The sequence below is a fragment of the Roseobacter sp. HKCCA0434 genome, from assembly GCF_032464675.1.
GTDB lineage: Bacteria > Pseudomonadota > Alphaproteobacteria > Rhodobacterales > Rhodobacteraceae > Pontivivens.
On record NZ_JAWDKL010000028.1, the window covers coordinates 24,264 to 39,147 of the forward strand.

The 14,884-nt window shown below is 66.9% G+C and carries 10 protein-coding genes; 6 read left to right on the forward strand and 4 right to left on the reverse strand.

What is annotated here, in order from left to right:
- The first annotated feature begins 14 nt into the window (after nt 1–14).
- Nucleotides 15–803 (forward strand): MauE/DoxX family redox-associated membrane protein, encoded by a 789-nt coding sequence (locus tag RX333_RS14865; protein ID WP_316015738.1) that lies wholly within the window; start codon nt 15–17, stop codon nt 801–803.
- 110 nt (nt 804–913) lie between these two features.
- Here RX333_RS14865 and RX333_RS14870 read toward each other — a convergent pair whose 3' ends face one another.
- On the reverse strand, nt 914–1,693 hold the full coding sequence (locus tag RX333_RS14870) for a sulfotransferase (protein ID WP_316015739.1): 780 nt from the start codon (nt 1,691–1,693) through the stop codon (nt 914–916).
- Nucleotides 1,694–1,865: 172 nt separating this feature from the next.
- Between RX333_RS14870 and RX333_RS14875 the strand changes: the two genes are divergently transcribed.
- Genes RX333_RS14875 through RX333_RS14895 form a run of 5 tightly spaced genes read left to right on the forward strand, consistent with a single transcriptional unit; the run spans nt 1,866 to nt 7,908 of the window.
- Nucleotides 1,866–3,890, forward strand: coding sequence for an HAD family hydrolase (locus RX333_RS14875; RefSeq protein ID WP_316015740.1), 2,025 nt, complete (start codon nt 1,866–1,868; stop codon nt 3,888–3,890).
- Nucleotides 3,887–5,032 carry a glycosyltransferase gene (locus RX333_RS14880; RefSeq protein ID WP_316015741.1) on the forward strand — a complete coding sequence of 382 codons (1,146 nt, stop codon included), beginning with the start codon at nt 3,887–3,889 and terminating at the stop codon, nt 5,030–5,032. Before RX333_RS14875 ends, RX333_RS14880 begins: the two co-directional genes overlap by 4 nt.
- A gap of 1 nt (nt 5,033) precedes the next feature.
- Entirely contained in the window at nt 5,034–6,002 is a 969-nt protein-coding gene (locus tag RX333_RS14885; RefSeq protein WP_316015742.1) for a glycosyltransferase family 2 protein, read from the forward strand.
- Nucleotides 6,002–7,147: a glycosyltransferase gene (locus RX333_RS14890; RefSeq protein ID WP_316015743.1), complete on the forward strand. Its 1,146-nt coding sequence runs from the start codon at nt 6,002–6,004 to the stop codon at nt 7,145–7,147. The genes RX333_RS14885 and RX333_RS14890 overlap by 1 nt, the downstream gene beginning before the upstream one ends.
- A 29-nt stretch (nt 7,148–7,176) precedes the next feature.
- Nucleotides 7,177–7,908 (forward strand): Crp/Fnr family transcriptional regulator, encoded by a 732-nt coding sequence (locus RX333_RS14895; protein WP_316015744.1) that lies wholly within the window; start codon nt 7,177–7,179, stop codon nt 7,906–7,908.
- A gap of 38 nt (nt 7,909–7,946) precedes the next feature.
- On the opposite strand, the gene RX333_RS14900 is transcribed toward RX333_RS14895, so the two are convergent.
- The 3 genes from RX333_RS14900 to RX333_RS14910 all read right to left on the reverse strand — a co-directional run.
- A complete protein-coding gene (locus RX333_RS14900; RefSeq protein ID WP_316015745.1) occupies nt 7,947–8,951 on the reverse strand; it encodes a radical SAM protein in 1,005 nt (334 codons plus the stop codon).
- A complete protein-coding gene (locus RX333_RS14905; protein ID WP_316015746.1) occupies nt 8,938–9,780 on the reverse strand; it encodes a hypothetical protein in 843 nt (280 codons plus the stop codon). The genes RX333_RS14900 and RX333_RS14905 overlap by 14 nt, the downstream gene beginning before the upstream one ends.
- Nucleotides 9,781–9,791: 11 nt before the next feature.
- Nucleotides 9,792–14,884 (reverse strand): autotransporter outer membrane beta-barrel domain-containing protein (locus RX333_RS14910; protein WP_316015747.1); only part of this gene is annotated, 5,093 nt, incomplete at its 5' end.

A 14,884-nucleotide genomic window follows, 5' to 3' on the forward strand; every position in this document is an offset into this window, starting at 1 on the left:
GGAGACCATTCATCATGCCCAAGGACACACGGGACTATGCCGACGTGACGAGCGACCCTGCGACCGAGGCGACGGGAAAGACCGCCGTCCTCTACCGCATGGCCCTGCCGAACCACCTTTGTCCGGCGGGACAGAAGGCACGCTGGCTCCTCGATCGGAACGGCTACGAGGTCGATGACCGGCTGTTTCGCGACCGCTCGGAAGTCGATGCGTTCAAGGACGCCTACGACGTCCCCACGACACCGCAGATCTGGATCGAGGGCGAGCGGGTCGGCGGATACGATGCGCTGCGGCAGAAGCTGACCGACTACGATCCCTCGGCCACGACCTACAGACCGGTGATCTACCTGTTCGCGGTGGCGGCGGCGACGGCTCTGGCCCTGTCCATCGGTTTCCTCGGCGCGATCACGTGGCAGACGCTCGGCTGGTTCATCTCGATCTCGATGATCTTGCTGGGGATGCAGAAGCTCCGCGATATCGAGAGCTTCTCCACGATGTTTCTCAACTACGATCTGCTCGCGCGGAAATGGGTGCCGTATGCCTATATCTATCCTTGGGTCGAGACGGGAGCGGGCGTGCTGATGACGGGCATGTTGCTGACTTGGCTCGCAGCTCCCGCGGCGCTCTTCATCGCGACTGTCGGGGCGATCAGCGTGTTCAAGGCGGTCTATGTCGACAAGCGAGAGCTTAAATGCGCCTGCGTCGGCGGCAACTCGAACGTCCCTCTCGGCTTCGTGAGCCTGTCCGAAAACCTGATGATGATGGGCATGGCGATCGTGATGCTCGTCATGATCGTCGTCTGAGACCGAGGGCGCCCTCATATGACCAATATAGGGCACCAGCTCGCCGGTTTTCGATCTCGTCAGGCTCCACTGCCCGCACTCAAGATCGACGGCCTCCAGTTCCGCGCCGGTCAGAGCCAGGCATCGGCGACGGCACGCCGGACTTGCGTCAGCGGATGGCGGCACTCCGGCTGGCGTCTCGCCTCGACGGAGAGACGATCTGCATAGCCCCACCGGCCTGCCCTCCTCACCTGCGCTGAGGTCATGCCCGGGACGTCTCGGTAATCGAGGTTGCCGTCGCGCAGCGGCTCGGTGCGACCCGCAGCCGGAAGATCGAGGAAGGCTGCGATCATCGCCCGGCTAGCCTCCGGCCGCGCCACGAGATCCTCGTAGCGCAGCACGAGGACGGCGTGCAGATGCGCGAGGTCCGCGGCGACGCTGTCATGCGCGTCAAGCCAATGGTCGATGCGGTCGGCGAAGGGCATGTCGACCCATTTCGCGACCGCGCCGGCCACTGCCTGCGGGTGCCGCAAGACCACTACGAATTGCGAGAGCGGAAAGAGTTGCTGCAATAGCCGCATCCGGGTGAGATTGACCGGCGACTTCTCCACCCGCCAGACGCCGGGGCCGAACCACGGTGCCCAGTCGGCCTCCATGCGGATCCGGGTTTCCAGCCGGTTGAGCGGGTGCCTCTCCGTCAGGTGCTGCTCGGGATCGGTGCCGAAGTGCATGGGTCGCCCGTTCAGGGCATCGTGCGGTATGCCGCCCTGCAGGTAGACGCCCTCGTTCTCCGGCACCGGGGCGTCCGTGATCGCGGCGACATCCGGCAGGGAGGCGATGGTCCGCGCGACGAGGGAGGTGCCTGACCTGTGGAGCCCGCCGACGAATAGGTAGCGATGGCTCAAAGGCAAGCGTTGCGCCTTTTAACATTTATCAAGAACATGGGTAATTGATCCGTGATGCCTAAGATTTGTTGGCTTTGCCGCCACGAGCCTGCCCCTGCGACAGTTTTGATCCCGTTTCAGGACGGGAACGGTGACTGCATCGGTCCAGATGTTCCGTATTCTTCGGAGGTCCAGACACATGCATATCCTGCACATCGCGCTCGGCGGATGCCTGACTTGGCCGGAGCCCCGCTACGGTCTCACAGAAGATACGGGCGGGCATATCGCCTATGTCATGGGTGCGGCCTTGGCGCAGGCGCGTCAACCGGGGGTCACGCGCGTGGATATCGTGACCCGGTTCTTCGACGAGCCGACGCTTGGGGCCGATCACGCGCTGACCGTCCAGCCGCTGACAAGCAACGTCAACATCCTGCGGCTGCGCACGCTGGCGACGGGCTACCTGTCGAAGGAGGCCCTTGCCGCTGAACTTCCCGCGCTCGCGGAGGCATTCGGGCGCCTGCTCGCTGCCGGGCCGGTGCCCGACTTGATCCATACCCATTTCGCCGATGCGTTCGCCGTCGCGAAGGAGGCTGCCCGCGCGCGTGGTGTTCCGCTGTTCTACACGCCGCATTCATTGGCCCGCGACAAGGCGACGGCGAACGCGGGACCGGGTCTTGCGGACCGGATTACGCGGGAGCGGACCGCGCTCGCCGAGGCGGACGTTGTCATCGTCTCGTCTCGCGACGAGGCCGAACTGCAGGTCGGACCCTACGGAATTCCACAGGACGGGCGGGTTCACGCGATCGCGCCGGGCGCCACTCTGCGGGCGATCGCGTCCGGCACCAGTGCGGCGGAAGCCGCTCTCGCATCTCTGCTGACGGACCCAGCCCTGCCCCCCGTCCTGGCGATCGCGCGGCCCGTCGGGCGCAAGAACCTGTCCGGGCTCGCGCGGGCCTGGGCGGCGGATGCGCGGCTGCGGGAGGAAACCAACCTCGTGATCCTCGCCGGACAGCGTGGGACGGGGTCCGGCGTGACGCCCGAGCAGCGGGCGGAGTGGGACCGGCTCGAAGCGATCGCGGCGGCGCATCCAGGACGCGTGGCGCTGCCGCTGCGCCATGACGGGACATTGGTAGCGCAGCTCTACGGTCTGGCCCGGCTGCGGCAAGGTGTGTTCGTCAACCCCGCCCTGCATGAGCCGTTCGGCCTGACGGTGCTGGAAGCCGCGCAATCGGGCGTGCCGGTGGTGGCGACGAGCCAAGGCGGACCCGCTGACATCGTCCGCGAGATCGGCCACGGCGTTTGCGTCGATCCGACCGATGAAGCCCGGATGGCGAGCGCCATCGTCGAGCTGATAGGTGACCGCGACGTCTGGGACCGGGCGTCAAGCGCCGGGCCTCGCGGGGTGCGGGCCTATTCCTGGGATCGCTGGGCGCGCGAGGTGCTGCGCCTGGCCCGCCGACCGGGAGTCGAGACGGCGGCCCGCCCTGCTCCGAGTCTGCTGGCCTGCGACATAGACGGCACCCTGACGGGCAGCAGCCGGGCCGCGCAACGTTTCGCGGACTGGGCGCGGGCGCGGCCGGTGCCCTTCGTCGTCGCGACGGGACGCGATCTGCAGGCCGCGCGCGACGTGATGGCGGACTGGGATTTGCCCGAACCCGATGTCTGGATCACCGCCGTGGGCACTGAAATCCATCGGCGCGACCGCGACGGCGTCTTGAGTCTGTGTCCGTACTTCGCCGCCGATCTGGATGTCGACTGGGACCGGGACGCGCTCCTTGATCTGATACGGAGGAGTGGCATCGCTCTGCAGCCGCGCGCGGAGCAGCGCCGGTGGAAGCTGGCCTGTTTCGGTACGCCCGACGAGGCGGAGGCGTTGACGCTCCAGATCCGGCGGGCCGGTCTGAAGGCGCGCGTTGTACCATCGCATGGCAAGTTCATCGATGTGCTCGCACCGCATGGCGGCAAGGCGGCGGCGATCGCCTCGGTCGCGCGCAGCTATGGCCTGTCGCCCGAGACCTGCATCGCGGCGGGAGACAGCGGCAATGACCGGGACATGCTGACCGGGCTCGGTCACGGGATCGTGGTGGGCAATGCGCTGAGCGATCTCGACGATCTTTCGGCAGGCGCATCGGTCATCCGCGTGCGGGCCTGCCATGCGGATGGCGTCTTGGAGGGCCTCACGCATTTAGGCCTCGCCTCTGCAGCAGCGGAGGTCGCGCCATGAAACACGATCCGGGCGAGTTCGCCGGGCGGCCCTTCGGCATGTTCGTCCATCATCAGGGGCGGGGCCATGTCGAGCGGGCGAGTGCGCTGATCCGAACGCTGTCGCCCCGGCGGCCGGTGCGTGTCTTCTGCGCGCGGCCAGAATTGTTCGATGATCTGCCATCGGCGGCGGAGGTGGTCGCGATTCCCTCCCTGTTCGAGCCGACGGGACGGGAGCGCCCCGCCGACTGGATCGACACACCCGAGACGCTGCACTGCGCACCGGTCGGTTGGCCCGGCATCCGGCAGGCTATGGCCACGATGGCGGGCTGGTTCGCCGAGGCCGATCCCGCTTTGATGATTTGCGATGTCTCCGCCGAGGTCTCGCAGCTCGCCCGGATCTGCTCGGTTCCGCATGTGAAGGTGGTTCAGCACGGACGCCGTGGCGATGCAGGCCACCGCGCGGCCTATGACGGCGCGGCCGGGCTTCTGGTGCCCTGCCATGCCGATCTGGCACAGCCCGACTGGACAGACGCGATGCGCGCGAAAATGCATTTTGCCCCCGGTCTCGGCGTCGACACCGCCCTGCCCGATCGCGCGGCGGCACGGCGACGGCTTGGTATCGGGACGGAGCGGGAACTGATCCTGGTGCTCAGCGGCGGAGGGGGCAGCGGCTGGTCGGCAGCGCCTCTTGGCGTGGGCGCGCGGGCGCTGCCGCAGGCCGACTGGGTGACGCTCGGCCATATCGCGCGCGACTGGCACGCAACCGAGCCCGCGAACCTTCGCCACATGGGTTGGGTCGAGAACGTGCCGGACTGGCTGGCGGCGGCGGACCTGGTGATCGCCTCCACCGGCAACACGACCTGCCAGCAGATCCTCGCCGCCGGACTGCCGTGGATCGCGGTGCCCGAGTGGCGTTATTTCGACGAGCAGGTCGAGAAGGCGCGCGCGCTGTCGCGGGCCGGTCTGGCGCTGCACCTGCCGCATATGCCGTCCTCGGCCGATGACTGGCGTGACGCGTTGGCTCAGGTGCGTGCCGACCATGACCCCGACCGCCAGCGCGCAACGGTTTCGCAGGATGCCGCTGCCAGTACCGCGCGCTGGCTCGAAGCGCTCGCCGCCCGGCTCGACGCCCCGATTCCGATACCCCTCGCAGGAGAGTGAGATGAACGCTTCCCGGCCCGCCTCCGTCTCGGTCCTGACGCTCGCACGCGGGCGGCAGGATCATTTGCGCAACGTGATCCTGGGCCTGGCCCACCAGATCCGGCTTCCCGACGAGCTGGTGATCGCCGCGATGCAGGACGCGCCTTTCGAAGACCTGCCGGACGCGCCCTTCCCCATCCGCCAGATCGTGGTGCCGGGGGAGGAGCTGCCGCTGGCGCGCGCACGCAATGCCGTCGCGGCCGAGGCGGACGGTGACGTGCTGGTGTTCCTCGACGTGGATTGCATTCCGCATCCCGCACTGGTCTCGGACTATTACGCCGCCGCCACGCCCGGATCGGGCCTGAGCATGGGGGAGGTCATGTACTTGCCCGCGGGCGCTGCCGCACCCGGCTGGACCATCGCAGGCTTCGACGCGGTGGCCGAGCGGCATTCGGACCGGCAAGGGCCACCGTCCGAGCCGCGCCGCCTGTGCCGCGACTACCGCTGCTTCTGGTCGTTGAACTTCGCGCTGCACCGGCAGGACTGGGACCGCTCGGGCGGGTTCGACGAGGCCTATAGCGGCTATGGCGGCGAGGATACCGATTTCGGCCGTACGCTCGACGCGCAAGGCATCCCGATCTGGTGGATCCGGGGCGCGCGGGTCTATCACCAGCACCATGCGCACTGCATGCCGCCGATCCACCACGTCACTTCGATCCTGCGCAACACCGAGATCTTCGCCGCCAAGTGGGGCCACCGGACGATGGAGCACTGGCTGAAGGCGTTCCGCATGATGGGTCTGATCGAGGACACGCCGCAGGGCCTGCGTATCCTGCGCGATCCGGGCCCGGAGGATTTCGCCCTGTGTGCACAGGCCGACGACATGCCCTATGCCGCGAGCGCCCGCGTGATCCGCGCGCTGGAAGCACGGCAGGCCACGATCCCGCTGACGGACCGGACCGCGCAGCTCTCGGGCGCGGCGGCATCCTGATGCGCATCGCGGTATTGGCGCATGTGCGACACCCCATCGCCCCGCCCTTCGCAGGTGGGATGGAGGCGCATTCCTGGCATCTCGCCGACGGGCTGGCGTGCCGCGGCCATGAAGTCACGCTGATGGCCAGCGGCGACAGCGCGCCATACGCACCCGACGGGGTCCACGTGCATTCGGTGCTCGACGAGCATTACGATCGACGTTTCCCCTGGCATGACTGGCACGGGACGCAGGCGCTGAACGATCATCTCGACACGGCCTTCGCCGAGCTGTCCGACACGCTGGTCGCGGGCGGCTTCGACGCGATCCACAACAACACCTTGCACCGTTTTCCCCCGCAGCTTGCCCATGCGAAGCGGTTGCCGATGGTCACGTCGCTGCACGTGCCGCCTTTCGCCTGGATGCGCGGCGTGGTGGAGCGCAGCGTATCGCCCTGGTCGCGCTTCACCGTGACGTCGCGACAGCAGGTCCCGCGGTGGTGGCCGGACGGGGCGCCAGCCGATGCATCGGTGCTGCACAACGGGATCGATCCGGCGGCTTGGGCCTATGGTCCACGAGGGGACGGCTCCGCGATCTGGGCCGGGCGCATTACGCCCAACAAGGCGCCGCATCTGGCCATCGCCGCGGCGCAGCGCGCGGGCATTCCACTGACGCTGTTCGGCACGATCGAGCATCGCGACTATTTCGAAGCGGAGGTCCGCCCTCACCTGCGCGGCGCCATCCGTTATGGTGGCCACCTGCAGGGCCGCGGGCTGGCGAGGGAATTCGGTTCGGCGTCGGTGCTGATCTTTACGCCGCTCTGGGACGAACCCTTCGGTCTGGTCGCCATCGAAGCGATGAGTTGCGGACTCCCGGTCGCCGCGTTCGATATGGGCGCGGTGGCGGAAGTCGTCGGCCCCGCAGGATCCCTCGCGCCCGCGGGCGATGTCGCGGCGCTCGCAACCGCGATCGGATCCGCGCTCGACATTCCTCGTCAGGTGCCGCGGGCCCGCGTGGTCGAGCAGTTCAGCCTCTCGCGCATGCTCGACGAAGCCGAGGTGCTCTATCAGACGGTCGCCGTATCGGCCCGCGCTGATGATGGCGTTCCAGCGAGGCGACCCGATCCTCGCTACGCGGAACCGACCGTCCTGCCCATCGTTGGTTAGACCAGCCCCACGCATCCGGAGACGATCCCATGACCCGACCCGATCTCGACCGCCGGGGCATGAGCGCGCGTCTGAGCGATCGCGACTGGGCGAGCATTCTCGACACCTGTTCCGAGGTCGTCGAAATTCCTGCCCGCACGCTGGTGAGCCGGCGCGACGAACCGCTCGATCGCAGCCTGTTGTTGGTCGAGGGTCTGATGTCGCGGCACGTTCCCGGCCCGTATCGAGACAGGCGCGAGATGGTGGCGCTGGAAGTGCCGGGCGATTTCGTCGACCTGCACAGTTTTCCCACCGGGCGACTGGATCACGATGTCTCAACGGTCGACGATTGCCGTCTGGCGGTCTTCCCCCATTCCGCCTTGCGCAAGCTCGTTCATATCCAGCCCGAGACCGGCATCGCGCTGTGGAGCATGACCGTGACCGACTCCGCGATCCATCGCTACTGGTCCTTCCGCGTCGGCGCGCTGCCAGCGATGGGTCGGATGGCGAATTTCATCGCCGAGATGGAGCTGCGTCTGCGTCTCGCCGGGCTGGCGCATGATGGACGGTTCAGCCTGCCGCTGACCCAGTCCGACATGGGTGAGGCTTGCGGCATGTCCGCGGTGCACATCAACCGGGTGCTGCGCGATCTGCGTGAGGACGGCTGCTGCTCGATCCAGTCCGGCTGGATCGAGATTCACGACCTGGAGAGGCTTCACCGGATCGGCCATTTCGAGCCGACATTCCTGCTTGGCGAGCAGGATTACATCGTCGGCAGATAGGCTAAGCGCGGAGCGATTACGACGAGGTGCACCGCCTCCTAAGGCAGCGGCGTCAGCAGATGCCGTTCATTGCCATATTTGGCGACATAGGCACGTGAGAGGCCGAGACATTCGGTCGACCGACAGGCCGCGCGGTGCGGACAGAGGTGAAACTCGTTACGATCGAACTCCTGCCAGAACGCCTCGTCGATCACGAGAAGCGGCTGCGCGTTGACCAGTGCGTCCGCCTGCGCGCCAAGCAGGCATTCGGGAAAATTCTTGACCTCCACGAAGCGGCCGAGCTCGCGCGAGCGGTCAATGGCATCGCGCAGGTAGGGCAGAATATTGGCGTGGCGGGCGGCGAGGCCCTTCTCGTCCCTCTCTGCCATCGGGAAATAAGTCCAGAACTCGTGCTGCACGAGACGGCGCAGGTGGGAAAGCGCCGCGACCATGCCTGGCAGAAGCGGATAGCTCGACGTCGTGACCACCGTGTTGGTCAGGATGCGGACATGGTCGTGGGCGTCCAGATACGCTAGCCCGCGCATCATCTTGTCCCAAGCCCCCCGCACCTGGACGATGCGGTCGTGGCTTTCGGCATCGGACCCGGCGACGGAGACGAAGAACTCGTCCACACCCGCCTCGATCAGCCGGTCAGCATAGCCGGGGCGCGACAGGTGCATCCCGTGGGTCTGGATGCGGACATGGGCGAACCCGGCGTCACGCGCGCGGCGCGCGAGATCGGGCAGGTCGCGGCGCAGCGTGATCTCCGAGCCGGTCAGGACGAGCCCGTCCCACCGCGCATTCCGCTCCTGCTCCTCGAGAACGCGGGCGAAGGTGTCGTCGCTGGTCGGCCGCAAACGATCCATCGTGCCTTCGATCATGCAATGCTCGCAGGCGAGGTTGCAGCGGAACTCCATCGTCAGGGAGACGTAGCGGTCGTGATCGCGCAGCGACAGGCGCGGACCGTCGCGGCGGGGGGCGGAGGTCAGCCCTGTGCGCGCGCCCGGCGCATCGAGTGCCGCCAGCGCCGCGTCCATCCCGAACGGGTCATCAGAGGATGCCATAAAGGCTGCCTTTCACCGGTACGGGCTCGTTTCCCCGCATCTCCCAGTCCCAACCGATATCGTAGAGATGATGGGAGAACGCGTCACGGTTGCGCGCGACGAAGCTGCGGATCGGGTCGGGAAAGCTCAGCCGGTCGAGGCAGTGGGCCATGCCGTCCACATCCGTGCGAGAGAAGTAGAGCCCGTCTCGCTGCCGCTTGTTGGCGACCACGATGGTCTCCGCCCGGACCTGCGGCCAGAGCCAAGGAGTGAGATCCTGCGGCTCCGAGGGCAGGTGTGCGCTTTCAGTCAGCTTGGCGCGGACCGCGCCGCCTTCGCGCACGGCATCGAAGAAAAAGTAGAAGTTGCGCAGCTCCATCCCCTGGCCGTCCCAGCCATAGCAAATGCCGGAAGAGACGGTGGAGCCGGGATTGCCGATATAGAGGTCGACTTGGTCGAGCGGGCCGCCCTGCCCGTCCGTCTCGACCGAGAACATGAAGTACGGCACGTGGTCGGGGGCCGCCAGATTGCAAGGCAGCTCGTCACGTGTGGAGGCAAGGAAGGTCGCGATCCCCGCGCTTCGGTCTTCGCGTGCGTAATCGTAGAAGTAGAACTCCCACGAGAGGCGCGCTCCGTCCCACTTGATGCCCCAGACCGTCGCGAACCGGCCGAAGCCGCGCTGGATCGCGGTGACGAGGCAGGACATGCGCGCCGTCACGCCCGCGTGCTCGAAGCTTTGCCACAGGATCGCGGACTGACGCAGCGCGCCGGGCGCGGGGGCCTGTGGCCGCTCATAGGGCCACAGGCAGAAGTCGAGCGCGGGATCGGTTGCGCGATGCGCGTGATCCATCCCGCCCCGGCCTAGAAGTTCAGCGACAGGCCGCCGCTGATGCTCAGCTCCTGCCGGTCGCTGCCGTTCTCGTAGCCGACCTCACCGAAGAAGCCGGTGCCTCCCGCCGCCGCGTCGGAGCGATAGCCCGCCGTGACCTTGAGCGAGGGGCCGTCTTCCTCGTAGCTGAGCGCGGTGCCCGCGACGGTCACATCGGTCTCGCCCGACAGGGTCCCGATCACGTCGACACCGCCGTAGAGCAGCCCGCCATTGCCCTGCGCGTATTCGGTGCGCAGACCCAGCCGCCCCTCGACGAAGGTTTCGCTGCCGAAGTCGACGACAATGCCGTTCGAGTCGGTGAAACCGTCGATGTCGACCCGCCCCGCGGAGAGCTGGGCCTGCGGGATGAGTGTGTAGGAGCCCATTTCGACACGCTGGCCAATCTCGACCTTCGCCGCGGTGCCCGATGCGTCGGTGTCGCCGGTTCCACCGCCGATCGTGTCGAAATCGTAGTCGAAGGAGGTATAGGCGATGCCACTGTCTACATAGAAGCCGCCCGATGTCGTGTGGGTCACACCCAACCCGAGACCGATGGCCGATGCCTCTCCATCCGCGCGCAGCACGCCGTTCAGGCCCGACGCGTCGGTGTCGAGCCGTCCACCGTGGATCGAGACGCGCCCCATCGTCAGTGCATCGGAACTGCGCGCCAACTGGAAGTCATAACCTGCCTGAAGTGCCGTGTAGCGCGAGTCGTAATCGGCCGTGACCGGCAGGCCCGTGACATCACCGTCCTGGCTGCTGTTCGCGCCGAAGGCCCGCAGCCATGCGCCGCCATAGGTGCCGCGCTCGATCTCGGCGAAACTCATCGCCTCGATCTCGCCCACCCGACTGTTCGAGCCGTAGCCCTGCTGGGTCGCGGTGCGGCCTGCCAGCGTGCCCAGGACGTCGACGTTGAAGTCGAAGATGTTGACGCCCAGGACAGGATACTGAAGTCCCGCACCCGTGACCTCGGAGCGCAGAACGAAGGCCGTCCCCGTGAAGTCCAACGTATAGAGGAACCCGGCCGTGACGATCGGACCGCCGTCGAGGAAGAAATCGCCCGGCGCCGCCGCGCCATTCGTCTCGACCAGGGTGATCCCGGTCGGGCCGGTGAGCGCGCCGATGCCATTGCCGATGTCGTTGACCACGATGCCTGTGGGCGTGCCGCGCACATCGCCTTGGACCACGACCCGGTCGGCATCGCCCGCCTCGCCCGACGCATCGAGCGCCACGTCGAGGAAGATGCGCCCGCCATCGCCGATGTAGTCGCCGGAGATGATGAACGTGTCGTCCCCGTCGCCTGCCATCGCGTCGATCGTACCCATCGTCTGATCGCGCAGGTCGATACCCACGCCCGAGTTGGTCAGGTCGCCCGCCGTCGTCGTCGTCATGGGCGAGGCGCCATCGCCGAGGATGACCGAGCCCGCGCCGATGATGATGCTGTCATAATCCAGCGTGCGCGTCGTCGAACCGCCGGTACCGAGCGTGTCGAAGGTCGTGCCGCTGAGGATCAGCGTCTCGAAATCGCTCAGCTCCTCGAAGGCCCAGGCGGTGGTGTTCGCGTCCGAGATCGTGACGGTATCGCTGCCTGCCCCGCCCGTTCCGCTGAACAGCGGCGCGTTCGAGCCGCCCTCGCGCACATCGAGGATGCCGTCGCGGTTCACGTCGTCGAACTGACCACCCGCCCCGGCGAAGGCAAGCAGGTCGTCGCCCGCTCCCATGTCCAGATCGGGGTCGGTCGGGTTCGCCGAACCGATACGCGCGGTTCCGAAGTCGAGCAGCACGGTGTCGTTGCCGCCCGCGGTGGACAGTCGCCCGGTGATGATCGTGTCGTCGAGGTCGATGAGATCCGCGCCGTCGCCGAGCAGCAGATCTCCGTCCACCGTCACGCCGGAGGCAAAGGACATGCGCGTATCGCCGTCGCCCGACAGGACATCGCCTGTGATGTTCCCACCCGCGCTAAGGTCGAGTTCGGTATCGCCCGCGTCGAGCGCGGTGCCGCCCGTACCGGTGAGCGTGCCGCCCAGCGTGATCGTCGACGTGGCCGCCGCAGGACCACTCACGATCAGACCGCCAGCGCCCGAGACGTCGCCCGCGATATCCGCGACGAAGGTCGACGCTCCCGCCAACGTCACGTTGATCGCGTCGCCGGACACCGTGGTCAGATCGGCGTTGAGGTCGAGATCGACGAGACCCGCATCCGTGCGCTCGACCAGAATACCGCCATCGGTCATGTCAACAGCCTCGTTCACGGTGACGTTCACCGCACCCGTGCCCTGCATCTGCAGGTCCATTGCGGTGGACCCGGTAATCAGACCGTTCGTGGTGACGTCAAGGACGCTGCCCGCGGCGACGCTTTCGATTGCCGTGTCGCCCGCGTCGATGGCGCCGTTGGCAAGGATCGTCGTCGCTCCCGTCCCGAGATTGTCGACGTCGATACCGTCGAGACCGGCGTCGATGTCATCATTCGCGGTAACAGTGACCGGACCGTTTCCGGTGCTGGACAGCGTGATCGCATCGGAGGCCGCGGTGATCGCGCCGTTGGTCGTGACGGTACTCACACCGTCACCCGACTGCGCGATATCGATGCCATCCTCGCCGGCGTCGATGTCCCCGTCCGCGAGGATAATAACGTCGCCGGAACCGGTTTGCGCTTCAATCCCGTCGAGCGACGACGTGATCGTCCCGGCAGCCGTCGTGGTGATCGAAATGTCGCCATCGGTCGTGGTTGATGCGATCCCGTCACCGGCATTCGCAACCAGCGCCGACCGCAGGGTGATCGACTGGTCGCCGGTCGTGCTGTCCGCAAGGATACCCGATTGGTCGGCGTCGAGTGTCCCGGCCATGTCGATGGTCAGCGCGCCGGCTTCGGTAGCAGCCACGATGCCGGAATTGCCCGCATCGATATCGCCGGCGAGCATCAGGGATACCGCGCCATCGGTGCTGATGGCCTCGATCCCCGTTGCCGACGCATCAATGTCGCCCCCGGCCGTGGTGGTGACCGAAACGTCACCGGAGGTCGAGATTGCCTCGATACCGTCGCCGTCAGCCGCGGTCAGACCCGCGCTCAGCGTAATCGTCTGATCACCCGTGTCGTTCTGGGAGATGATCCCCGCCTGACCCGCGTCGAGTAGAGCCGAAACGTCGATCGTCACTGCACCGTTGCCGCCCGCAACCTCGATCCCATCACCGGAAATTGAGGTCAGCGCGCCGGACACGTCGATGGAAGTCGCCGCGTCGGACTCCACGTTGATACCGTCGAACTCAGCATCGAGCGTGTCGTTCACATCCACCGTGACCTCCGCCACGTCGGAGTCGATCTCGATCCCCGCACCCGCGGTGGACAGGATCGCCGCATTGGTCGTCACTTGCGTGATTGCGCCGCCCGTCTGTGAGATGCGAATGGCGGTATCTTCCGCGTCGACCGCGCCGTCGGTCGTGACGACCGTGTCGTTGACCGAGTCGATGCCGATACCTTCGCCCGCCGCATCGACGGATCCCGCCGAGGTCACGGTGACGGAGGTGAAGGCATTGCCCGTGTTGTCGATATCGATGCCCGCGCCGCCCGTGGACGTGATCGCCGCGTTGGCCAGGACCTGCGTGCTGGTGCCCCCGGACTGCCCGATGCGGATGGCGGTGTCGTCGGCCGTGACGGCGCCGCTCGCCGAGACGGTTACATTGTTGACCCCATCGATGCCGATCCCCTCGGCCGCCGCGTCGACGGTTCCGCCGGATTGCACGATCACGCTCGTCACCGCGTTGCCGGTATTGTCGATATCGATCCCGGAGGCGCCGGTCGACTCTACCGCTCCGCTTACGCTGACCGAAGTGAGGCTGCCGCCCGACTGGTCGATGCGGATTCCGGTGTCGCCGGCGAGGATGTCGCCGCTGGTCGAGACGACCGTGTCCTCGATCGCATCGATGCCGATCCCTTCGGCGGCCGCGTCGATGAAGCCGGGAGCGATGAGCGAAACCCGCGTGGTGGCGTTACCGGTATTGTCGATATCGATCCCCGAGCCGCTCGTGGACGTGAGCTCACCCCGCGCGAGGACCTGCGTATTGTCACCGCCCGACTGATCGATGCGGATCGCCGTGTCGCCCGCGAACACGTCGCCATCCGTGGTGATGGTAATATTCTCGATGCCATCGATACCGATGCCTTCCAGCGCCGCGTCGATCGTGCCGGTGCCCTGCAGCGTCACGCTGGTCGCCGCGTTGCCGGTGTTGTCGATGTCGACACCCGCGCCGCTCGTCGACTGCACCAGGCCGCTCATGTCGACCGTGGTGAGCGTGCCGCCCGACTGATCGATGCGAATGGCCGTGTCGCCCGCGAACACGTCGCCATCCGTGGTGACGGTGATATTCTCGATGCCATCGATGCCGATGCCTTCCAGCGCCGCGTCGATCGTGCCGCTGTCCTGCAGCGTCACGCTGGTCGCCGCGTTGCCCGTGTTGTCGATGTCGACGCCCGCGCCGCTCGTCGACTGCACCAGGCCGCTCATGTCGACCGTGGTGAGCGTGCCGCCCGACTGATCGATGCGAATGGCCGTGTCGCCCGCGAACACGTCGCCATCCGTGGTGACGGTGATATTCTCGATGCCATCGATGCCGATGCCTTCCAGCGCCGCGTCGATCGTGCCGCTGTCCTGCAGCGTCACGCTGGTCGCCGCGTTGCCCGTGTTGTCGATGTCGACGCCCGCGCCGCTCGTCGACTGCACCAGGCCGCTCATGTCGACCGTGGTGAGCGTGCCGCCCGACTGATCGATGCGAATGGCCGTATCGCCCGCGAGCACGTTACCATCGGTGGTGACGGTGATATTCTCGATCCCGTTGATGCCGATGCCTTCCAGCGCCGCGTCGATCGTGCCGGTGTCCTGCAGCGTCACGCTGGTCGCCGCGTTGCCGGTGTTGTCGATGTCGACACCCGCGCCGCTCGTCGACTGCACCAGGCCGCTCATGTCGACCGTGGTGAGCGTGCCGCCCGACTGATCGATGCGAATGGCCGTATCGCCCGCGAGCACGTCGCCATCCGTGGTGACGGTGATATTCTCGATCCCATCGATGCCGATGCCCTCAAGCGCCGCAT